The organism is Bacillus sp. Root920 (assembly GCF_001429445.1).
Taxonomy (GTDB): Bacteria; Bacillota; Bacilli; order Bacillales; family Bacillaceae; genus Bacillus; species Bacillus safensis.
In genome coordinates this window covers 1,544,470-1,564,430 of the sequence record NZ_LMJV01000001.1, presented here as the reverse complement: position 1 = coordinate 1,564,430, position 19,961 = coordinate 1,544,470, and the positions used below count along the sequence as shown (strand labels likewise).

The 19,961-nt window shown below is 40.7% G+C and carries 22 protein-coding genes and 1 riboswitch; of the genes, 3 read left to right on the top strand and 19 right to left on the bottom strand.

Annotated features, from left to right (window positions below):
• Window positions 1–73: 73 nt before the first annotated feature.
• The 7 genes from splB to ASE42_RS07575 all read right to left on the bottom strand — a co-directional run bounded on the left by splB (window position 74) and on the right by ASE42_RS07575 (window position 7,807).
• The gene (splB, locus tag ASE42_RS07605) at window positions 74–1,102 is read right to left on the bottom strand and encodes a spore photoproduct lyase (RefSeq protein WP_024424698.1); all 1,029 of its coding nucleotides are present in this window, start codon (window positions 1,100–1,102) and stop codon (window positions 74–76) included.
• Window positions 1,103–1,184: 82 nt separating this feature from the next.
• Complete coding sequence (locus ASE42_RS07600; RefSeq protein WP_044331928.1) at window positions 1,185–1,427, bottom strand: transcriptional regulator SplA domain-containing protein; 243 nt, start codon at window positions 1,425–1,427, stop codon at window positions 1,185–1,187.
• A 100-nt stretch (window positions 1,428–1,527) separates the two neighbouring features.
• Window positions 1,528–3,246 carry a phosphoenolpyruvate--protein phosphotransferase gene (gene ptsP / locus ASE42_RS07595; RefSeq protein WP_024426847.1) on the bottom strand — a complete coding sequence of 573 codons (1,719 nt, stop codon included), beginning with the start codon at window positions 3,244–3,246 and terminating at the stop codon, window positions 1,528–1,530.
• The gene (locus ASE42_RS07590; protein ID WP_003211078.1) at window positions 3,246–3,512 is read right to left on the bottom strand and encodes a phosphocarrier protein HPr; all 267 of its coding nucleotides are present in this window, start codon (window positions 3,510–3,512) and stop codon (window positions 3,246–3,248) included. The genes ptsP and ASE42_RS07590 overlap by 1 nt, the downstream gene beginning before the upstream one ends.
• A gap of 93 nt (window positions 3,513–3,605) precedes the next feature.
• The gene (gene ptsG / locus ASE42_RS07585; RefSeq protein WP_024424696.1) at window positions 3,606–5,705 is read right to left on the bottom strand and encodes a glucose-specific PTS transporter subunit IIBC; all 2,100 of its coding nucleotides are present in this window, start codon (window positions 5,703–5,705) and stop codon (window positions 3,606–3,608) included.
• A gap of 202 nt (window positions 5,706–5,907) precedes the next feature.
• Complete coding sequence (glcT, locus tag ASE42_RS07580) at window positions 5,908–6,762, bottom strand: glucose PTS transporter transcription antiterminator GlcT (RefSeq protein WP_024424695.1); 855 nt, start codon at window positions 6,760–6,762, stop codon at window positions 5,908–5,910.
• Window positions 6,763–6,817: 55 nt separating this feature from the next.
• Window positions 6,818–7,807 carry a LacI family DNA-binding transcriptional regulator gene (locus ASE42_RS07575; protein ID WP_056766307.1) on the bottom strand — a complete coding sequence of 330 codons (990 nt, stop codon included), beginning with the start codon at window positions 7,805–7,807 and terminating at the stop codon, window positions 6,818–6,820.
• A gap of 93 nt (window positions 7,808–7,900) precedes the next feature.
• On the opposite strand from ASE42_RS07575, the gene ASE42_RS19085 reads away from it, so the two are divergent.
• Entirely contained in the window at window positions 7,901–8,044 is a 144-nt protein-coding gene (locus ASE42_RS19085) for a hypothetical protein (protein ID WP_162842493.1), read from the top strand.
• A gap of 54 nt (window positions 8,045–8,098) precedes the next feature.
• Here the strand turns inward: ASE42_RS19085 and ASE42_RS07570 are convergent, their stop codons facing one another.
• From ASE42_RS07570 to ASE42_RS07545, 6 genes are all read right to left on the bottom strand, one after another.
• The gene (locus tag ASE42_RS07570; protein WP_041116464.1) at window positions 8,099–9,193 is read right to left on the bottom strand and encodes a M24 family metallopeptidase; all 1,095 of its coding nucleotides are present in this window, start codon (window positions 9,191–9,193) and stop codon (window positions 8,099–8,101) included.
• A 104-nt stretch (window positions 9,194–9,297) separates the two neighbouring features.
• Window positions 9,298–11,217 (bottom strand): heavy metal translocating P-type ATPase, encoded by a 1,920-nt coding sequence (locus ASE42_RS07565; protein WP_056766305.1) that lies wholly within the window; start codon window positions 11,215–11,217, stop codon window positions 9,298–9,300.
• A gap of 289 nt (window positions 11,218–11,506) precedes the next feature.
• Window positions 11,507–11,995, bottom strand: a complete 489-nt coding sequence (gene stoA, locus ASE42_RS07560) for an endospore biogenesis thiol-disulfide oxidoreductase StoA (RefSeq protein WP_044331916.1) — start codon at window positions 11,993–11,995, stop codon at window positions 11,507–11,509.
• A 54-nt stretch (window positions 11,996–12,049) separates the two neighbouring features.
• The gene (locus tag ASE42_RS07555) at window positions 12,050–13,366 is read right to left on the bottom strand and encodes a polysaccharide biosynthesis protein (protein WP_041116459.1); all 1,317 of its coding nucleotides are present in this window, start codon (window positions 13,364–13,366) and stop codon (window positions 12,050–12,052) included.
• Between the two features lie 114 nt (window positions 13,367–13,480).
• The gene (locus tag ASE42_RS07550; protein WP_056766303.1) at window positions 13,481–14,131 is read right to left on the bottom strand and encodes a cell wall hydrolase; all 651 of its coding nucleotides are present in this window, start codon (window positions 14,129–14,131) and stop codon (window positions 13,481–13,483) included.
• Window positions 14,132–14,438: 307 nt separating this feature from the next.
• The gene (locus ASE42_RS07545) at window positions 14,439–14,633 is read right to left on the bottom strand and encodes a hypothetical protein (protein WP_024424688.1); all 195 of its coding nucleotides are present in this window, start codon (window positions 14,631–14,633) and stop codon (window positions 14,439–14,441) included.
• A gap of 167 nt (window positions 14,634–14,800) precedes the next feature.
• Here ASE42_RS07545 and ASE42_RS07540 point away from each other — a divergent pair, with 167 nt between their 5' ends.
• Window positions 14,801–14,989 carry a YkvS family protein gene (locus ASE42_RS07540; RefSeq protein ID WP_003211747.1) on the top strand — a complete coding sequence of 63 codons (189 nt, stop codon included), beginning with the start codon at window positions 14,801–14,803 and terminating at the stop codon, window positions 14,987–14,989.
• A gap of 123 nt (window positions 14,990–15,112) precedes the next feature.
• On the opposite strand, the gene ASE42_RS07535 is transcribed toward ASE42_RS07540, so the two are convergent.
• The gene (locus ASE42_RS07535) at window positions 15,113–15,331 is read right to left on the bottom strand and encodes a hypothetical protein (protein WP_024424687.1); all 219 of its coding nucleotides are present in this window, start codon (window positions 15,329–15,331) and stop codon (window positions 15,113–15,115) included.
• 381 nt (window positions 15,332–15,712) lie between these two features.
• Entirely contained in the window at window positions 15,713–16,459 is a 747-nt protein-coding gene (locus tag ASE42_RS07525; RefSeq protein WP_056766299.1) for an SDR family NAD(P)-dependent oxidoreductase, read from the bottom strand.
• A 168-nt stretch (window positions 16,460–16,627) separates the two neighbouring features.
• Here ASE42_RS07525 and ASE42_RS07520 point away from each other — a divergent pair, with 168 nt between their 5' ends.
• Window positions 16,628–16,990, top strand: a complete 363-nt coding sequence (locus ASE42_RS07520) for a winged helix-turn-helix transcriptional regulator (protein ID WP_034667321.1) — start codon at window positions 16,628–16,630, stop codon at window positions 16,988–16,990.
• A gap of 431 nt (window positions 16,991–17,421) precedes the next feature.
• On the opposite strand, the gene queF is transcribed toward ASE42_RS07520, so the two are convergent.
• The 4 genes from queF to queC are packed head-to-tail and all read right to left on the bottom strand — an operon-like array spanning window position 17,422 to window position 19,756.
• Complete coding sequence (gene queF / locus ASE42_RS07515; RefSeq protein ID WP_024426839.1) at window positions 17,422–17,919, bottom strand: preQ(1) synthase; 498 nt, start codon at window positions 17,917–17,919, stop codon at window positions 17,422–17,424.
• A 15-nt stretch (window positions 17,920–17,934) separates the two neighbouring features.
• Window positions 17,935–18,666 (bottom strand): 7-carboxy-7-deazaguanine synthase QueE, encoded by a 732-nt coding sequence (queE, locus tag ASE42_RS07510; RefSeq protein WP_056766298.1) that lies wholly within the window; start codon window positions 18,664–18,666, stop codon window positions 17,935–17,937.
• On the bottom strand, window positions 18,659–19,099 hold the full coding sequence (gene queD / locus ASE42_RS07505; protein WP_056766295.1) for a 6-carboxytetrahydropterin synthase QueD: 441 nt from the start codon (window positions 19,097–19,099) through the stop codon (window positions 18,659–18,661). The genes queE and queD overlap by 8 nt, the downstream gene beginning before the upstream one ends.
• Window positions 19,100–19,756 (bottom strand): 7-cyano-7-deazaguanine synthase QueC, encoded by a 657-nt coding sequence (gene queC / locus ASE42_RS07500; protein ID WP_056766865.1) that lies wholly within the window; start codon window positions 19,754–19,756, stop codon window positions 19,100–19,102.
• Window positions 19,757–19,914: 158 nt separating this feature from the next.
• Window positions 19,915–19,959: riboswitch (PreQ1 riboswitch) on the bottom strand.
• Window positions 19,960–19,961: the final 2 nt, after the last annotated feature.

Here is a 19,961-nt window from a genome sequence, read left to right as displayed (position 1 = left end):
ATCGGCAAAATGATACCGCATTCAATAGTTGTAAGAAAATTTAAATAGAAAAAACAAGCCGTATAGGCTTGTTTCAAGTAAAATATTCAATTTTTGCAGAAGGAAAGTACTGATCTATATATGACTCTAAAGTCTTTCTTAGTTCTTGTTCCTCATCTTTTTGATAGATATATTTTCCTATACCGTATCTTCCCCACTTGTATCTTCTTTTTTCTTCGTCCAACTCTAATTTTGATTTTGGGTAGTTTTTTTGAATCACACGCTTTGCTGGTTTTGTAAAGCGATGCTGTATCATCTCAAAGGTGATATCGTCTCTCACATCTTCAGGAAGAGCTGCATCAAGCTTTTCAAAAAGAACTTTATATCCTTCCTGCCAGCCTTCGTGGATGTAGATTGGAGCAACAATAAAGCCAAGAGGATAGCCTGCCTTTGCGACCTTAACAGCCGCTTCAATCCGCTGATCTAGCGGTGACGTTCCAGGCTCGAAGTATTTAATGACATAATCGGCATTGATACTAAAACGGAATCTTGTCCGGCCATTATGCTTTGCATCTAACAGATGATCAACATGATGGAACTTCGTGACAAAGCGAAGCTTTCCTAAGTCGGTCTGCCCAAAGTATTCAATCGCTCGTTTGAGTGTATGTGTCAAATGGTCAATTCCTACGATGTCTGAAGTACATGATGCTTCAAATCTCGTGATATCCGGCGCCCGCTCGTTCATGTACTGCTCTGCCTGATCTAATATTTCTTCTACATTGACGTACGTTCGAATGTACGGCTTACTTCCCATTGTTGTTTGCAAATAGCAATAATGACAATGTCCCATACACCCTGTTGCAAATGGGATCGCATACTCTGCAGATGGTTTAGACGAGTCAAACTTCAATGTCTTCCTCACACCAATGACAAGCGTTGACTTCGCATTACGATACTTTTGCAAGTCATTTTTTCCCGGAATATTTCTGACCTGGTTGTGTGAAGTCGTTTCTCTTATTTCGATTCCCATCCCCTCAAACTTTTCCTTCAGCTCTCGTCCTAACGGGTACTCTAACGCCCGGGGTTCAATGTAAACAAGCTGGGGAACGAAAGGTTTGATCATATTAAGCACATCCTTACCTTTAAGGTTTTCATACCGTTACTTTAACCGCACAGGATGGCTTTTATCCTTTCTAAAATCTCCCTTATTCAAACAAGTCTTGATAAAGAGCTTCTGCTTCTTCATATGTTGGAAACACAGCATCATCAGGTGCTAGTGGATGATACGTTTCAAGTAAAAAGAGGGCAAGCTCTTCTTCGTTGTATGGATGTGAAACAATTTCTGCTTCTTTAATTTGTGCTACGTTTGCAGCATGTGGATTTCGATAAATCACATATACTTGATCACCCGGTTTGTAGTCTGAGAAAGGCAATCTGGTCACCTCCATTTTTTAATTATAGGGTGCCCTTCTCACTGCCCAATATGACTCAATATGATAAAATTCGACAAAAAAACCAGACAGTCTCACCTGTCTGGTTTTCATTCACTTAGTTCTGTTGAAACGTCTTCTTGACGAAATCAACCACTTCTTCTGTTGTGCTAAGTGATAAAATATGCTCTTTAAATGATGCAGCTTCTTCTTTAGAAAGCTTGCTTAGCTGCGTTCTAGCTGGAAGAATGGATGTTGCACTCATTGAGAATTCATCTAATCCTAATCCAAGTAGAAGCGGGATTGCAATTTCATCTCCTGCCATCTCACCGCACATACCGACCCATTTACCCTCTTTATGCGCTGCTTCGATCACAAGCGTAATAAGACGTAAAATCGCTGGGTTGTAAGGCTGATAAAGGTAAGACACTCGTTCGTTCATTCGATCAGCAGCCATTGTGTATTGAATCAAATCATTCGTTCCAATACTGAAGAAATCTACTTCTTTTGCAAATTGGTCTGCGATGACAGCTGTTGATGGAATTTCTACCATCATTCCGATTTCAATGGAATCAGAAACGTCTGTACCAGCGGCAACCAATGCTTCTTTTTCTTCAAGTAAAATGGCTTTTGCTTCTCTAAATTCTGATAACGTCGCGATCATAGGGAACATGATTTTCAAGTTTCCATATGTACTTGCACGAAGTAAGGCGCGTAGTTGTGTTCTGAAAATCTCCTGCTCTTCCAGGCAAAGGCGAATGGCTCTATAGCCAAGGAACGGGTTCATTTCTTTTGGAAGCTGCAAGTAAGGAAGTTCTTTATCGCCACCAATATCTAGTGTGCGGACAACCACTGCTTTCCCTTCCATCTTCTCTAAAACTGTTTTATACGCATCGAACTGCTCTTCTTCTGTAGGAAGCTGGTCTCTGCCCATGTATAAAAATTCAGTACGGTACAATCCGACTGCTTCGCCGCCATTTTCAAGTACACCTTTTACATCTTCAGGTGTTCCGATATTTGCAGCTAGCTCTACGTGAACGCCGTCTTTTGTAACCGTTGGCTGGTCAACAAGTTTCGCCCATTCCGCTTTTTGAGCTAAGTAGTCTTCATGCTTTTTTTGATACGCTTTCACTTCATCTTCAGAAGGCTGAATGATGACGTCGCCGCTAATACCATCCACAATGATCAGATCATCGTTTTTCACCGTTTTTGTTGCTTCTTTTGTCCCAACAACTGCTGGAATCTCCATAGATCTTGCCATGATCGCTGAGTGAGAAGTACGACCGCCGATATCTGTTGCAAAGCCTTTGACAAATTGTCTGTTCAGCTGAGCAGTATCAGAAGGTGTTAAATCTTCAGCAATGATGATGACTTCTTCAGAAATCATGCTTGGGTTTGGAATGTCAACGCCTAGCAAATGGCCAGTCACACGTTTCGTTACGTCGCGAATATCCGCTGCACGTTCCTTCATGTATTCATTGTCCATTGCTTCGAACATTGTGACAAACATTGTCGCTGTTTCTTTTAAAGCAAACTCAGCATTTACTTTATCAGATTTGATTTTATCCTTTACTGGGTTTAGCAGTTCAGGATCACTTAACACAAGAAGGTGGGCAGAAAAGATATCTGCTTTGTCTTGGCCAAGCTCTTTTAGCGCATGTTCTTTAATTGCTTCAAGTTCTTGTTTAGAAACATGAATTGCTTCTTCAAAACGCTTCACTTCTGTCTCTGGATCATTGATGTCTTTTTGGTGAACTGTTAAATCTGGTTCTTCCAGACGATACGCTTTTGCAATCGCAACGCCTGCTGAAGCACCGATTCCTTTCAGTTGTTGCATTACTCGCCTAGGCCTTCACTTTTCATTGTGTCTTTAAGCGCAGCAAGTGCATCGTTTTCATCAGAACCAGAAGCAGAGATTGTGATTGTAGCACCTTTCGCAATTCCTAGAGACATTACGCCCATAATAGATTTCAGGTTCACTGTTTTACCATTATATTCTAAGTTGATATCAGCATCATATTTACTAGCAGTTTGTACAAGAACTGTTGCAGGACGTGCGTGAATTCCAGAATCTGCAGTTACTTTGAATGTTTGTTGAGCCATTTTTATCAATCTCCTTTTTATACAATTAATACATCCACAATATTATATCATACTGCCGAGCTTGTCATCTAACAAGAACGGCAGTTATGAAAATTATTTTGAAATTTTCATGATGTTTTCTTGTCCAGCCTTGATTTCACCGGATGCTTGAAGGTCAATAAATTGTCCTTCACTTAAGTTGGTAAATACAATTGGAGTCATCAAAGATGGTACTTCAGACTTAATTTTATCAATATCAACCTCTAAAAGTTTTTGACCGATTTCTACTTGATCTCCCTCTTGTACAAATGCTTCAAATCCTTCTCCTTTGAGGCCGACCGTATCAATTCCGAAGTGGATCAAAATTTCAAGTCCACCATCAGACTGCAGGCCAATGGCGTGTTTCGTCGGGAACACATTTAAGATCTTCCCTCTTACCGGTGAAACAACCGTTCCATCTGTTGGCAAGATGGCGAAACCGTCACCCATCATTTTCCCTGAGAATACTTGATCTGGTACATCTGTAATTGGATGAAGCTCCCCTGTAATTGGTGAAGCAAAAATTTCTTCCCCTTGCTCATTTTGAAGCGGCTTTGCAATAACTTCTTCGACCTGCTGGCTGACTTCTTCTTTTGCAGAAGGGTCTTTCGCTGGACGAGGCGTGCGGCCTGCAATGATGTCCTGCATTTGTGTTTTTAAGTTATCAGAGCGCGGGCCGAAAATGGCCTGGATGTTGTTCCCTACTTCGAGAACACCAGAAGCGCCAAGCTTTTTCAAACGGTCTTTATCCACTTTCTTCTGATCATTCACAGTGACACGTAAACGCGTGATACAAGCATCCAGGTGCTTAATGTTTTCTTGATCACCCATTGCTTCAAGGATTTCATAAGGCAAGTCATTCCCTTTTTCAGACTTCGCCTCACTTGCTCCGTCTGCTGCTTCATCCTCGCGGCCAGGTGTTTTCAGATTAAATTTGCGAATGGCAAATCTAAATCCGAAGTAGTAAATGACAGCAAGTACGAGACCTACTGGAATGACGAGCCACCAAGCAGTTCTATTTGGCAGGATACCAAATAGGAAGAAGTCGATTAACCCTCCTGAGAAGGTCATCCCGATTTTCACGTTTAGAATATCCATTATCATAAAGGATAATCCAGCGAATACACAGTGAATCGCAAATAATACTGGTGCAACAAACAAGAATGAGAATTCAAGCGGTTCAGTGATCCCTGTAAGGAAAGAAGTAAGGGCCGCTGATCCCATAATTCCTGCTACTAGCTTTTTATTCTTTGGTTTTGCTTCATGGTAAATCGCAAGTGCTGCTGCTGGAAGACCGAACATCATGAACGGATATTTCCCTGTCATGAATGTACCAGCTGTCAGCTGAACACCATCTTTGATTTGCGCCATGAAAATACGCTGGTCACCACGGACAAGCTCTCCTGATAAGCTCTTGTAGCTAAAGAACTCATACCAGAATGGTGAGTAGAAAATGTGGTGCAGACCAAACGGAATTAATGATCGTTCAATGACACCGAATACAAAGGCAGCCAGCGGCTCATTCGCTGCGAGCAGTCCTGTTGAAAATGAGTTCAGTGCACCTTGGATTGGCGGCCAAATGACTAGCATCAATAGCCCTAAAATAAGTGCTGAAATCGAAGTAACGATTGGAACAAAACGCTTACCAGCAAAGAAGCCAAGATATTGCGGTAGCTCAATTTTGTAAAATTTATTATACATATAAGCTGCTAATACCCCAACGATAATCCCGCCAAAAACGCCGGTAGACAAGGTCGGTATGCCGAGCATATTAATATATGCTGGATGGCTTTCCTTGAAGAACTGGGCCAGTTTGAGTGAATCGGATGGAATAGATCCGTTAGCCATTAATACGGCACTCATCGTGACGTTCATGACAAGGTAACCGATGATAGCGGCAATCCCTGCCACTCCGTCTCCATTGGCAAGACCGATGGCAACCCCTACAGCAAATAATAGCGGAAGATTCGAGAAGACGATGTTCCCCGCATTCTCCATGACACTTGCAACAAGCTGAATTGTATCATTGCTTAAAAATTGAGCTACATCAATCAGCTGCGGATTTTGCATCGCATTCCCAAGTGCCAGTAAAATACCAGCAGCAGGAAGGATCGCAACTGGAAGCATGAGTGCTCGTCCAATTTTTTGCAACACACCAAAAAGTGATTTAAACACTGGTTGAACCTCCTTTTGTTTTCGCTTACAACATACATTTGGGATGCTCCCTGACGTACATTTCATAATTAACCGTTTACATTTCACTTTCAAACGCAAAAAAAGGCATGGTGATATAAGGTTGCGCAAATAACAGGATCTTATCCTGTATTTACCTTAAGTCACTCATGCCTGATCGAATCAGTTACACGTTTCAAGGAAACTATGAAATTTTATTTGTCAATCTGTACAGATGAAGTGTCAGGTAGACGGCCTCAGCATCCTGTACAGGCTTTTTCAATGCATGCTGCAAAATTTTGATCATTTTCCAAGCAGTATTGTAGCATAAAGGATATTCATTTTTCAATAGATGAAGCAATTTTTCTGGCTCCTCTAATGATTCTCCCCGTTTAATACGCTCAATTGAAAACGTAATATGGCGTAATAAGCGTAAATAATGAATACTTTCTCTGTCTACTTTCATATGAAATGAATCTTCAATGACTTGGACCATTTGTGTAATGAGCTGCGAATGACGGTTCACTTCAGATAATGGCCGATTCGTCAAAGCTGAATGGATATGGAGCGCTATAAAGCCAATTTCTCCTTCTGGCAGCTTCGTTTCGACATCTGGCCGCTCGTTAATCAGTTCAACGACTTCCTTTGCAACCTCGTATTCTTTCGGGTAAAGCGATTGCGTCTCAAGCATAAAAGGGTTCGTGATATCATAGCCTTGCTGCACCCGCTTAAAACTAAACGCAATATGGTCGGTCAGTGCAACATGTATATGCTCATTCAATCGTTGTCCCATTTTTTCTCGTATATGATAAATGACGTCATTGGCAAGCTCGATCATGTTCTCATCAATATGATGAAGCAGCTGTTTATATTCTGTTTGTTCCTTCGTGTTTTTTAACACAAACATTTTTTCAAACACGTCTTGATCGAGAAGATCCCCCGATTTTTTACCGAAGCCGATCCCTTTCCCAATCAGAACCACTTCGCCCAAAGAAGGGTGTCTTGCGATGATGACATTATTATTTAACGCTTTATCAACGGTGAAGGATTCCATGAACATCCCCACCTCCTTCTTATTCAATCCCTCTTATCGTACAAAACAGATGAAACGTGCGTCAACGATTGTTTTTCAAAACGGTTGTTGTTCGCTCAATCAGGCGAAATGGCAGCATTCTTTTTTCTGATTTCTCTCCCTTTAATGCCCGGTCAAACAAGTCAAACGCTTCCTGTCCCATTTGTTTGAGGGGAATATGAATGCTGGAAATCCCCAAAGCCTCACTCAATTGGTTATTTTGAAAGCTGAGTATGGCTGGTGATTCTCCTACTTTTATGTCATGACGCTGCGCCTCTAATAAAAAGCCGGCAGAGACTTCGTCATTTGTAATGAATAAAGCTGTAGGACGATTTTTCATTTCCTGCCATTCTGCAAATAATTGCTTCCCATCAAGCAGAGATAACTTCCCTTCGATGATCCAATCCTCATCAATGGTCTGCCCGAGCGATTGCATCATGTCTTGATAAGCCTGAAGTCGCGACTCGCTATTCGCTCCTTCTGTTCTGGCGAGAACGATCGCAATTCGTTGATGGCCGCATGCCGCCAAATGATGCAGCCCTTCCTTAAATGCTTGATCATGCGCAATCGACACGGTTGAGCATTGATCGTGCGGTGCAGGATGACAAAATATAATCGGCCCTGATTCCTGCCACTTTAAAATGTGACCATCACTTAACGCATTTGAACAAAATATTAAACCATCTACACGGCGCTCTTTTAAACTCATTAACGCTTCTTTTTCTTTTAATGGGTCATATCCTGTTTGAAATAAAGCAAAATGCATACCGCGCGCCTGTGCTTTCTCTGCAATACCTGTGACGAGTGTGCTGAAATAAGAGTGTTCAATGTTTGGAAGGACAATGCCAAGCATATTCGAATAGCCCTTCGCTAAATGGACCGCCTGAATGTTTCTCGTATACTTGAGATCTTCCATCGCTTGTAGAACACGTTCTCTTTTTTCTTCTTTAACATAAGGATGCTCATTCAACACACGTGATACGGTTGTCACAGATACGCCCGCTCTTTTCGCAATCTCCCTTATGTTTGCCATTTTTTCTCCTACTTTCTCTTGATATGGTAAGCGTTTCATACTTTAAGATGTATGTGAGCTGAACAAATCACTGGATGGAAAGGGGAATTCAAGATGGGTTTCATCATATGGATTATATTATGTATGACTGTTTTGTTTTCTGCTCGTTTTGCATTACATCCTTTAGGAAAAGAACATAAAATCAAACCGTTTCAATCAATTGATGATTTTTTTGTTGATAAGGATCGAGAAGAGTGATAAAAAATCACGATGACACTTCCAAGACCTGGACGTTCATCGTGATTTTTTTCATTACTTGATGATCGTCAGCTCTTTCGGATAATTGGTTAAGGTGACTGGACCATCTGCCGTAATGAGAACATCATCTTCAATTCTTACGCCGCCGACTCCTGGGACATAAATTCCTGGTTCAATCGTATACACCATACCTTCTTGCAGAAGGTCGTCATTTGCCTGACTCATAGAAGGAAACTCATGAACAGAAACCCCTAACCCATGTCCAAGGCGATGAGGGAAATATTCACCATATCCCGCTTCTGTGATCAGCCCGCGGGCTTTTAAATCAAGATCACCGATTCTCACGCCGGGCTTACTCATTTCAAGTGCTGCCATTTCTGCATTTAAGACGGTTTGATAGATGTCCTTTTGCTTTTCAGAAGCTTCCTGATAGATGAATGTTCTTGTGATATCTGAGCAATATCCATCGACAATGACGCCAAGGTCAAATAACACAAAATCACCTTTTTTTAAGGCTGCCTGTCCCGGATTTCCATGAGGCTCGCCTGATTTTTCACCAAAGAGAACCATAGTTGAAAAGGACATACCTTGAATGCCTTTTTTCTTTAGTTCATATTCTATGACAGCGAGCACTTCTGTTTCTGTGACTCCTTCTTTTAAGGCGTTAACCCCAATTTTTACACCTTCATCTGCCAATTGAGCCGCTTTTTTGAGTGTAGCAATTTCAGATTCATCTTTAATCAATCTGAGCTGATTGAGCGCATCTTCAGCCCGGACGAACGTTTCTGCCCCGGTAACAGCTTGGAGCTGTTCTGCTCTTTGAAGTGGAATCGATTCTTTTTCAATCGCAAGACGCGCCGTTTGAATACCGCGTTTTTCTATCGCTGATTGAATGAAATCAAATGGATTCTCATGATCTTCATATCCAATAATATCGCCGGACCATCCTGCATTTTTTGCCTGCTCAACTTCCATTTTAGGCAAAATAAAAAATGGTTCTGCCTCTTGGAACACAAACAGCCCCATCACTCTTTCATGCGGCTCTGTGAAGTATCCAGATAGATAAAACACATTTTCCTTTGTATGTATAAATGCACCTTGAATGTCTTCTTTCTTAAGCCAAGAAGACAAGCTCTTCATTCGGTTCATCATGATCCTCCTCACACGTTTTACTACTGGTCTATTGTATCAGTTTTTGCTTTATTTCGCACAAAAGCGCACTGGCATGAATCCAGTGCGCCCTGATGATTGATTTAAGATGCACGAAGCAGACGCAGACCATTTAAAATGACCAAAATCGTACTTCCTTCATGCCCGATGACGCCAAAAGGCAAATCAAGCACTTGTAAGAAATTCGCACAAATTAACAGACAGATCACCGTTAATGAGAAAATAATGTTTTGCTTAATGATTCGATTCATTTTTCTTGAAAGACGGATCATCTTTGTTAGGTTATTTAAATTGTTCTTCATTAAGATGAGATCCGCTGTTTCTAAGGCAACATCTGTGCCTCCGCCCATCGCAACCCCAACATCTGCTGTGGCAAGCGCTGGTGCATCATTGATTCCGTCTCCTACCATGATGATTGAATTACCTTGTTTTTTTAATTGATTGACCTCATGTACCTTTTCATCTGGAAGACATTCAGCCACTACGGTTTGGATGCCGGCTTCCTGCGCAATCGCTTCAGCCGTTTTTTGCTGATCTCCTGTCAGCATGACGGTCTGGATGCCTAAATCATTTAGTTCTTGAATCATTTTTTTGGCTTCAGGTCTGATTTGATCCTTAAGGCCAAGACAGCCAACAACTTTTTCATCCTTTTGAACGTAGACCACTGTGTATCCTTGCGCTGAAAGGTCATCACCTGTCTCTTCAATCTCGCGGTCGATTGACGCCTTACCCGCAAAGTCTTTCTTCCCAATCCGCCACGTTTCTCCATTTAATTGTGCTTTCACACCAAATCCAGAGGTTTCTTCAATGGTGACATGGACTGTTCTTTCTGTTTGGTGCTCTTTTGCCATATCAGAAATTGCTTTCGCTAATGGGTGGTTTGATTGACTCTCAATTTGATAGAGTGCCTGGTAAAAAGCAGATTCATCCTGCCCTTCCGTCATGACAACTTGTTCTACGGCTGGCTTCCCGCTTGTAATCGTCCCCGTTTTATCAAAAGCAATCATACTGCTTGTGCCTAGTTTTTCTAAAAAGACGCTTCCTTTGACAAGCATCCCATTTCTTGCGCCATTTGAGATCAGTGACAGTGCGGCTGGCATAATGGATGCAACAAGAGCACAAGGTGAAGCAACGACCATAAACACCATTGCCCGATAGAAGGTTTCACTCATACTCCAGCCGAGTACAAAATGAGGCAGAACCATTAATACCGCAACGGTGATCAGCACACCTTTTACATAGGCCCCCTCAAATTTTTCGATAAATGCCTGGCTTGGCGAAACACTTTCTTGAGCGGATTCAACAAGTTTAATAATTTTATGGAATAACGTTTCTTCATTATGTTTCGTGACTTCCACTGTTAAGGAACCATTTAAATTCACTGTTCCTGCAAATACGTCTTCCCCCTGCCCTTTTTCCTGTGGAATAGATTCGCCTGTGAGGGCAGATTCATCCACACTTGTTCTCCCGCTTAAAATGACACCATCTGCTGCAATACGTTCCCCAGCTTTGACCATAATCCGGTCACCTGGTGTTAATGATGAAGCGGCGATTTGAATGGTCGTACCGTCTTCTTCAATTAAAGTTGCTTCATCTGGTGCAATGCTCATTAATGCTGTTAAATCTTTCTTGCTTTTATTTGACGTATACGTTTCAAGCGCACCACTCAGTGAGAAAATAAAAATTAAGATAGCGCCTTCTGCCCAATAGCCGATTAGAGCTGAGCCTATTGCTGCGAAAATCATTAAAAGTTCCACATTCAAGGTCTTCGACGAAATCGTTTCTTCAATTCCTTCCTTCGCCTTTGCAAAACCTCCAATAACAAATGCTAGGATGAAAAGAGGAATGCTCCACATGCTCTGATCCTTTAGAATCCATCCAATTAAAATGAGAATCCCCGAGATACCTGCTGCAATTAATTCTCCGTGCTGTGCCCATTTATGTAAGGACCATTTCGATTCCTTTTGATTTGTCGTTTGGTAAAGTGCTGTATTCTCATTCATGATTGTTTTCTCCTCTCTAATTGATAATCGTTTTCACATTATCAATCGTTACCCGTTTCTTTTTCCATCTATATTTTCTGCTATTTCAAGCTTTTTATTGGTCTGTAACTCATTATAACAGGTTCTGATCAATTTTCAATTAATAATTATTATAATTTCTTTTTGATAATAATTATCATTATTGATATAGATCGTTCCGTCTTCTTCTGAGCACAGTGTATTCAGATGAAAAGCAAACGAACACAAAAAAGAACCAACAGAATTGGTTCTTTCACATAAAGGATTTGTTCTACGAATTTGTCCACTCTTTGATTTGTTTTTTCGTCAGTGGACCTACATGATTTTTCACCACTTCTCCTTTTTCGTTAATCAAAAAGGTCGTTGGGATGGTGATGATTTGATATTTCTTCATCATTTCTCCGTGTTCATCTAGGATGATCGGGAATGTAAACCTTCTGTCTTTCACAAATTGGGCAACAGCATGTTTACTTTGTTCAGCACCTAGTAAATTCACGGTCAATATGTCAACATCACTCTGATTTTCTTTCACAATCTGTTCAAATTCGGGCAGCTCCATTTTGCAGGACGGGCACCATGTTGTCCAAAAATGCAAAATGGTCTTTTTCCCTTTTTCGGGAACCATCTGCATGTCACCATTTAATGTCGGCGCCTCTATCCTTGGCGCCATCACAGGCTCTTTTGCTTCTGCTGCTGCGCTCATGAGAAATAGAAGCAGGGTCATCATCAGAAGACTGGCGGGTAGATGTTTACGATTCATCAGGATCTTCCTTCCCAGTTTTCTTATAGCTTGCCCTCTCGATGACGATGACATTCAAGCTTTTTTCAATGTAAGAAACATTGAAACGCCGAGCTCCTTACAAATCGTCGCATAATGCAGCGCAGTCAACAGCAGCATGCCTGTGTTCATCCCTAAAATAACCCCCATCATATTCAAGCTTTCAATTGAACCAAGGAAATACACCATAGAAAAAGAGACGACATGCACCCATATATTATGTAGGAACACATCTTTGATGAGCCCCATTCCGATTAAACATGCTTGAAAAGGCATCACAAACAGATGGCATAAAAAGTATGGCCAAAGCAGCTGTAAATAGACAGCAGCTTGCGGTGAATCAAAAAAAAGCTGTGTGAGCGGGTAAGCAAAATAATACATCACCATCACTGCCGGCACCCCATATCCAAACGTTATGAGAATCGCCTGTCTAACACGTTTTTTCACAAGATCATACTGACCTAAAGCATAGGCTTCAGAGACACTCGGAATCATCACAATCATGATGGAATGAGCGATAAACGCCGGGAAAAACCCGATCGACATTGCGACACCAGCCAGCATGCCGTAATGATCAACAGCAAGTGTTCCAGAAATGCCTGCTGCCACGAGCGCTCCTTTGATTAAAAATGGTTCAACCGCATTGGCAATCGCATGAAAGATGCGCATGCCCGTTGTCGGAATGGAAACGGCTAATAGGCGCTTTCGCACATCACTTCCTCTTAATTCAACAGACCTGACATTCACAGCATTTCTTGCCATGACGTATTGGGAGTATAAATAAATAAAGACAACAAGATCACTCGCAACAATGACACCAATGGCGATGAGTACTGCTGTTTCAATATCAAACGAATACCAATGAAAAAACAAAAACAAGCAGATAAGCTGGATCGTTTTCTTCAGCATATTGGCTAAAGCAATTCTGCCCATTTGCTGCTTTCCCATAAAATAGCCGCGGGCAATGGAGGTAAACGCAATAATCGGGATAAGTGACAGCACTAGGCCCTTCATCAGCGGATGATACGACTGAAACACTGGAATGAAAGGCAGTACAATGGCTGCTATAGCTGTTGTTGTACTTGTCACCACAAGTGTCATTTTAAAAGCATGACGGAGCATGCTTTTGTGGAGACGCTCATGTGATTCTGCAATGAATTTAGAAATGGAGACTGGCAGCTCTAAACTGGCGATCACAAGGACAAGCATGATGATTGGAAGGATACTCATATATAAACCCATTCCATGTTCTCCAAGCTCTCTCGCTAAAATCATATTGACTAAAAACTCTATACACTCCGCAATAAAAGCTGCGACAGATAGCAGAATGACCCCTTTTACAAATCGATTCATGTAGCCTCCCCTTGTCTAAAGCAAATTCTTTTCACATTCTATGAGACAAGTCCAAAAAATATTTTAATAATTGAAGACAAAAAAAAGAGCAATCTCATTGATCGCTCTTTTTCTTTATACGGCAAACACGTGACGTCCGATGCGTTCTACAATTTTGCGGGAACGAATCCAATGATCTGTTGCCGTTTTTGGATTATAAAAATAGATAGCCTTTGTTGTTCTGTCATGCTCTTTTACTACCTGCTTCACCGCTTTAATGGAATCTTGATCTGCCTTATCATGAATGCTTCCATTTGATACTGGCTGGAAGGCGTTTCGCTGATAAATTACACCTTTAACGCTGTCAGGAAAAGAACGATGCTCCACCCTGTTTAAAACAACGCTTGCCACCGCTTTTTTCCCTTCGTAAGATTCACCTTTCGCTTCAGCATGTACCAATCGAGAAAGCAAATCCATTTCTTCATTAGAATACTGTTTGCCGCTTGCCTTATTCGTCGTTTCAGATTTTACTTTTTTCTTTTGCTTCGGTTTTGAAGACTTTTCTTCTGTTGACGTACTTAGCAATTTCACTTTTGGCTGACGCTTTTCTTCAGAAAATGCTGGGATGACTTGATCGTGGTCTTGATCTATATATGAAAGCTGATGTTTAACAGCTGCTTGTGAAAGTTCGTGACTTAATGTGCCTTGCTGCTCTTGTATATTGTCCATCTTCATTGCTGCAACGAGCATAAGGATGACAAAAAGAGCTGTATGAATTTTAATCATTCGCCTTTTTCCTCCTTTAATCAAAAGTAGGCTGTAAGATACTTGTCCACTCTAACAAGAGCTCATTCTATTTTCACGCACAAAGATTTACATGCCTGTCCAAATTCCGTCATTAAATGGCATGTCCTAGTTGAGCGCACATAAAATGGAATTGTTAGCGCTTAAAAAGGTCCCTTTTTCACCTATCATCATCCTTATGCTCCTGATTATGGGTTATTACATTTTCTTTTCATATGTATCAGAGTGGTTTGAAGTGTGACAAAAGAACGAAAATAAAAAAGCTTTCTCTCATCAATGAGAAAAAGCTTTAGCTTCTTGCTTCTGTAAGATATTCAAAAATAACATCTCCACCATGTTTGGCGATCCCGCGAAAATGTTTAAAATCATCTTGATTCACCAAAACAGAACGAAACGTTAAAAAGTCATCTTTTTGGATGGTCACCTGTTTTTCCGTCCCATTCCGTAAAGATTCGAGGATGGTGAGGATTTGTTCTTCAGTCAAAAAAACCGCTCCTTTTCAGCCATGATCAATTATTAAATATACCATTCGTTAGAAGAGCATACAACGAAAACAAAACAAAAACGTCTTTATCCTTTACATTGGTATGAAAATATTGCAAAATACTTTTTAATAGGGAATGAAATCTGTTTTTAAAGGAGAGGGATCGGTTGAAGATTGCAAAAATTGGAAATGTGATCGAATTTAGAAATGGTTTAACAGGTGTAGTTGAAAAAGTGAATGAAAACTCTGTCATTGTGGATGTCACCATTATGGACAACTATAGAGATTTAGAACTGGATTCACTAACAGTCGTTAATCATAAAAACTATAAAATCATCAAAGACTCCGTACATTAATTTGCAATCCTCAATTCAGACGATCGGTACATACGTATATATAAAGCAAATTTGGCTCGTTTGACAACTTTGCTCTATTTGAACAATCACATATGAAAAAGACTGATACCACTTAAAGAGGGGTCAGTCTTTTTGCGTATGAAAGGTTTGCATTTCCGCCTTCGTCTTGTACATCTCGACTTCCTCGGGTGTGATCACTCCTTTATCAATCAAGAGGGCAATCACTCCAAGCAATGTGGAGGCACTCCATTTATACCGTTCTTTGTTTTGATGTTCAAGCATTTGAAGCTCTTCCTTTAGTTCCATTAGCAGCTGCTCTGCCCGCTCTTCTTTGTTTGCCAACTCAAACGCCTCCGTTTCTCATTCATTGCCTCTATTTTATCTTACATCAAATGAGATAAGCAAAAAAAGCATGATCCCTCTTTACAAACATATGTTCTGTCATGTATAATATGTTTACGAGCTGGTAGCCCCCAGCCGTCCTAGCAAGTTCTATTCCCATTCGTATGAGAAGAGTGACATGACTCTTCTCTTTTTTTATGGTTGATTCGCAAAAAAAGACATGCATCCGGCATGTCTTTTCCTTTTTTCTCATTTTACATATCCATCATCAAACTTAGTTTGCAGCATTTATGGTTACTCAGGACATAAGGAAAACGACTTTTTTAATACGACTCAAGGAAATCCCCATTAAGGACGATTTGTAATCCCTTCGCAGTGAAATTATACCTGTGCTAGCCCGCCATCTACGAACAATTCAACACCCGTCAAGTAACTGCTTTCGTCTGATGCAAGGAAAGATACAGCGTTTGCTACTTCTTCAGGTGTCCCAACTTTTCCAGCTGGAACAGTATTTCTGGCATTTTCCATCGCTCCTTCAAGTGCATCACCAAAAAGCTCATCGTATGCAGGTGTAAGAATCACTCCTGGACTTACTACATTTACACGAATTTCAGTACCTTTTAGGTCAAGAATCCAGTTGCGAACTAGTGCTCTTAATGCTGCTTTAGATGCTCCATATACACTAAATGCTGGGTTGCCAATTGATCCAGCAGTAGAGCCCGTTACAATAATAGAACCTACTTTGTCCGGGAATAGTGATAGCGCTTTTTGAACAGTAAAAATGGTTCCTTTCACGTTAATGTCGAACGTTCTATCAACCTGCTCTTCAGTAATTTCACCTAATGGAAGGAAGTTGCCGATGCCTGCATTAGCAAAAAGAATGTCCAACTTACCTTTTTCCTGCTTTATCATGTCATATAGTTTGTCTAAGTCTTCAAGCTTAGAAATATCACCTTGAACACCGGTTACGTTCTTGCCAATTTGGTTAACAGCTTTATCAAGTTCGTTTTGTCTACGTCCCGTGATATAAACATATGCACCTTCGTTTACAAATTTTTGTACTGTAGCAAGACCAATCCCACTTGTTCCACCCGTTACAAGCGCTACTTTACCTTCAAATTTCCTCATACTTAACACTCCTTTAGAATTCATATTATTTTATGTCTAGTACCTTTAAGTACTTGAAGAACAACTTACAAGTAATAGTATCCTTCAGTAAGCACATTATCGGAAGTACCCACTTTTTTGTGATATAGTAACTAAAAAGTAACAAATGTGGAATGGAGAGCTTTAGACATGAAAAAATTTAGCTGTGGGTTTGAAGTGACAAAGGAAGTGATTGGCGGAAAATGGAAAGGACTTGTATTATACTTTTTAATGAATGGACCAAAGAGAACGAGTGAATTAAAGCGCATTATCCCAAATATAACTCAGAAAATGCTGATTCAAACTCTTAGAGAGCTTGAAGCCAGTGGACTTGTGACAAGAAAGATGTATAATCAAGTACCGCCGAAGGTTGAATATTCATCCACTGAACTTGGAAAATCTCTTAAACCTATCTTGCAGGAGCTCTGTCAATGGGGGAGCCATTATGCGGAGCAAGAGTATGCAGAAGGTGAATATGAAATTGTACAACCAGAACAACTAAAGTTAGGATAAATGTAGCTGCTGAAGTAAATGCTAAACAACTTCAATAGCCTCACCTAACAGATGAGGAACAGTCATGAAATAAATGAGATTGTCAACTTTTAAAGTGAAGTTCTAATCAGAAGTGTCATGGACTATATTCAGGAGAGCTTTGATGAAATTCAAAAATGAGCTGTTTCAAATGTTAAAGAGAAGGTTCAGAAACTTAACCAAACAATAATGCCTATGATCTCATAATAGGCATTTTTTCTTTCGGATAAAAAAGAAAAGACGTACAAATTGTACGCCTTCATCTGCCTCTGTACTATCAATTGTTCACTGCATAAAAGCCACAGTTCAGGTTGCACCTCAGGTCACACTTTTTCATACAATTCCCATGAGTATTTTCAGGTGTACTTTTTCTACTTTAATGTGACACCAATTCGTTTCACACAGCGGAATAATTACCGATTATCAATCGTCTCCGGATACATATCATGGTTCATCATACGGTATTCTGCCATTTCCTCATATTTCGTCCCAGGTTTCCCGTAGTTCGTATACGGGTCAATGGAAATACCGCCTCTTGGCGTAAATTTGCCCCAAACTTCAATATACCTTGGGTCCATCAATTCAATCAGGTCGTTCATAATAATGTTCATACAGTCCTCATGGAAGTCACCATGGTTACGGAAGCTGAACAAATATAATTTTAACGATTTACTTTCGACCATGATTTCATTTGGGATATAGCTGATATAAACTGTCGCAAAATCTGGCTGACCTGTTTGTGGACAAAGTGATGTAAATTCTGGGCAATTGAATTTCACAAAGTAATCTCTATTTGTATGTTTATTCGGAAACGTTTCAAGCACTTGTGGTGCATAATCAAACAAATAATTGGTTCCTTGGTTTCCTAGTAACGTGACACCTTCTAATTCTTCTGGTTTTCTTGTCGTCATGTCATCTCTTCCTTTCTATACGCCTCGTTTATTTCCCCACAATAACGTGTGCAGCTGCGGCAGCACTCTTACGCGGTTTAAGTCTGGATCTTGCGCGACTTGATCGACAAGCGCTTCATATTTCTTTAATAAATGCGTTAATAAGTACGCATCATCACCTGTCGTTGTGTCATCATTTCCTACCTGCAAATAAAAAGGAAGCTCAGGATATTTCGCATGAACATCCTTCGCATACGCCAGATCACGATCGTCAAAAATCACGACTTTCAAGCTAGCATGCTGCAATCTATTCCCGCTTTTCAGCTCATCTATGATACGTGTTAGTTTCGTAAAATCTGTTTTCATATTCGAGCTTGGTGGCTTAGGAGAAATGGTTAAATCATCAATTTTCAAAAACCATTCCTGATACATCGTTCCTTGTGTTTCAAGCGCTGTATCAATTCCTTCTTCATGCAGCAAATCAATGAGGGATTCCATTTGTTTTAAAAGCGCCGGGTTTCCCCCTGAAATGGTGACATGAGAAAAAGCCTGTCCGCCTATTCTTTTTAATTCTTTGACAATGTCTTCTGCCTCAAGCCACTGAATGTCATGCTTCGCTGAGCCATCCCATGTAAAAGAGGAATCACACCAGCTGCACGAGTAGTCACAGCCAGCCGTTCTGACAAACATGGTTTTTTGTCCAATGACCATTCCCTCTCCTTGAATGGTTGGACCAAAGATTTCTAATACTGGAATCGCTTTAGCCATTGATCTCAACTCGTTTCGGACGGTAAATGCAATAGCTTGTTGGTGTCTCTCTGACAAAGACCTGAACACATGTCGGCTTGTTCGCTAAAGTTGATAAATACGCTGCGACTTTGTCATGTATGGTCTTTGCCACCACCTCAGTGGTTGGCATCGCGTATCGATCGTTTGATGAGAATGCCTCATGATCATTGAGCAGCGTGTGATCGTACTGCCCATGAATGAGCTTCTTCAATGTACTGAAATTGACAAGGAAACCCGATTCATCTAGCTCGTCTCCCGCAATCGTGATATTGATGGTGTACGTATGACCATGAACACGGCTGCATGCGCCCGCATCTTCCCGCGGGATGAAATGGGCAGCAGATACATGCATGTCTTTATTTAATTCAAATGAAAATGGATGATCGGTTTGTGGATAGATTTGAGAAAGCATTTATTTTGCCTCCTTCATTTCCATATAAGTGTCATAGCCATTTTTCCGCAGCTTACACGCAGGACATTCCCCGCAGCCATCAGAGATGATGCCGTTATAGCAAGTGAGCGTTTCATTTTTCACAAAATCCAGCGCATTAAGCTCGTCTGCCAGCTTCCATGTTTCTGCTTTATTCAGCCACATCAGTGGTGTATGAATCACAAATGGTTTTTCCATTGCTAAATTCACTGTGACGTTGCAAGATTTCACAAACTCGTCACGGCAATCTGGATAGCCGCTAAAGTCTGTCTCACAAACACCTGTGATAATATGTCTTGCTCCAATTTGATACGCTAATATAGAGGCGAAGGATAAGAACACTAAGTTTCTTCCTGGTACAAATGTGGAAGGAAGCTCTCCTTCTTTTTCCTCAATGTCAATGTCATCTCTTGTTAAAGCATTAGGTGCCAGTTGATTTAAAAGTGACATATCTAATAGATGATTCTTCACACCTAATTTGTCAGCGATTCTTTTGGCGACATCAATTTCTTCTTGATGACGCTGATTATAATGAAAGGTCACTGTTTCTACCTCTTCAAATTGTTGAAGTGCCCATAATAAACAGGTCGTACTGTCCTGTCCCCCGCTAAAGACAACGACTGCTTTTTCATATTTCATTTTCTGTTCTCCTCCTTTTGCAGATGGTACAACCGTACAGCACTGCATCTGAAAGGCTCCTGAAAACCCCTATTTTTCTCAAAAGAAAAGACACCTTTACATGTGTATGAGGTGTCCCAGCCATAAAAAATAAAAAATGCCACATCCAAGGATACGGCAAGTCCTTAGTTTTTTATAGAGGGTTTTGCTAGAACCTCTCCCGTCT

What these genes read in the sequence shown, in the direction of transcription:
- queF (WP_024426839.1), bottom strand. Translation starts at nt 17,919, where the DNA reads ATGACGACAAGAAAACCAGAAGAATTAGAAGGTGTCACGTTACTAGGA.
- ASE42_RS07570 (WP_041116464.1), bottom strand. Translation starts at nt 9,193, where the DNA reads ATGAACCGAATGAAGAGCTTGTCTTCTTGGCTTAAGAAAGAAGACATT.
- queE (WP_056766298.1), bottom strand. Translation starts at nt 18,666, where the DNA reads ATGGCTAAAGCGATTCCAGTATTAGAAATCTTTGGTCCAACCATTCAA.
- ASE42_RS07520 (WP_034667321.1), top strand. Translation starts at nt 16,628, where the DNA reads ATGAAAAAATTTAGCTGTGGGTTTGAAGTGACAAAGGAAGTGATTGGC.
- ASE42_RS07590 (WP_003211078.1), bottom strand. Translation starts at nt 3,512, where the DNA reads ATGGCTCAACAAACATTCAAAGTAACTGCAGATTCTGGAATTCACGCA.
- splB (WP_024424698.1), bottom strand. Translation starts at nt 1,102, where the DNA reads ATGATCAAACCTTTCGTTCCCCAGCTTGTTTACATTGAACCCCGGGCG.
- queC (WP_056766865.1), bottom strand. Translation starts at nt 19,756, where the DNA reads ATGAAATATGAAAAAGCAGTCGTTGTCTTTAGCGGGGGACAGGACAGT.
- ptsP (WP_024426847.1), bottom strand. Translation starts at nt 3,246, where the DNA reads ATGCAACAACTGAAAGGAATCGGTGCTTCAGCAGGCGTTGCGATTGCA.
- ASE42_RS07600 (WP_044331928.1), bottom strand. Translation starts at nt 1,427, where the DNA reads ATGGAGGTGACCAGATTGCCTTTCTCAGACTACAAACCGGGTGATCAA.
- queD (WP_056766295.1), bottom strand. Translation starts at nt 19,099, where the DNA reads ATGCTTTCTCAAATCTATCCACAAACCGATCATCCATTTTCATTTGAA.
- glcT (WP_024424695.1), bottom strand. Translation starts at nt 6,762, where the DNA reads ATGTTCATGGAATCCTTCACCGTTGATAAAGCGTTAAATAATAATGTC.
- ASE42_RS07555 (WP_041116459.1), bottom strand. Translation starts at nt 13,366, where the DNA reads ATGAATCGATTTGTAAAAGGGGTCATTCTGCTATCTGTCGCAGCTTTT.
- ASE42_RS19085 (WP_162842493.1), top strand. Translation starts at nt 7,901, where the DNA reads ATGGGTTTCATCATATGGATTATATTATGTATGACTGTTTTGTTTTCT.
- ASE42_RS07525 (WP_056766299.1), bottom strand. Translation starts at nt 16,459, where the DNA reads ATGAGGAAATTTGAAGGTAAAGTAGCGCTTGTAACGGGTGGAACAAGT.
- ASE42_RS07550 (WP_056766303.1), bottom strand. Translation starts at nt 14,131, where the DNA reads ATGATTAAAATTCATACAGCTCTTTTTGTCATCCTTATGCTCGTTGCA.
- ASE42_RS07575 (WP_056766307.1), bottom strand. Translation starts at nt 7,807, where the DNA reads ATGGCAAACATAAGGGAGATTGCGAAAAGAGCGGGCGTATCTGTGACA.
- ASE42_RS07565 (WP_056766305.1), bottom strand. Translation starts at nt 11,217, where the DNA reads ATGAATGAGAATACAGCACTTTACCAAACGACAAATCAAAAGGAATCG.
- stoA (WP_044331916.1), bottom strand. Translation starts at nt 11,995, where the DNA reads ATGAATCGTAAACATCTACCCGCCAGTCTTCTGATGATGACCCTGCTT.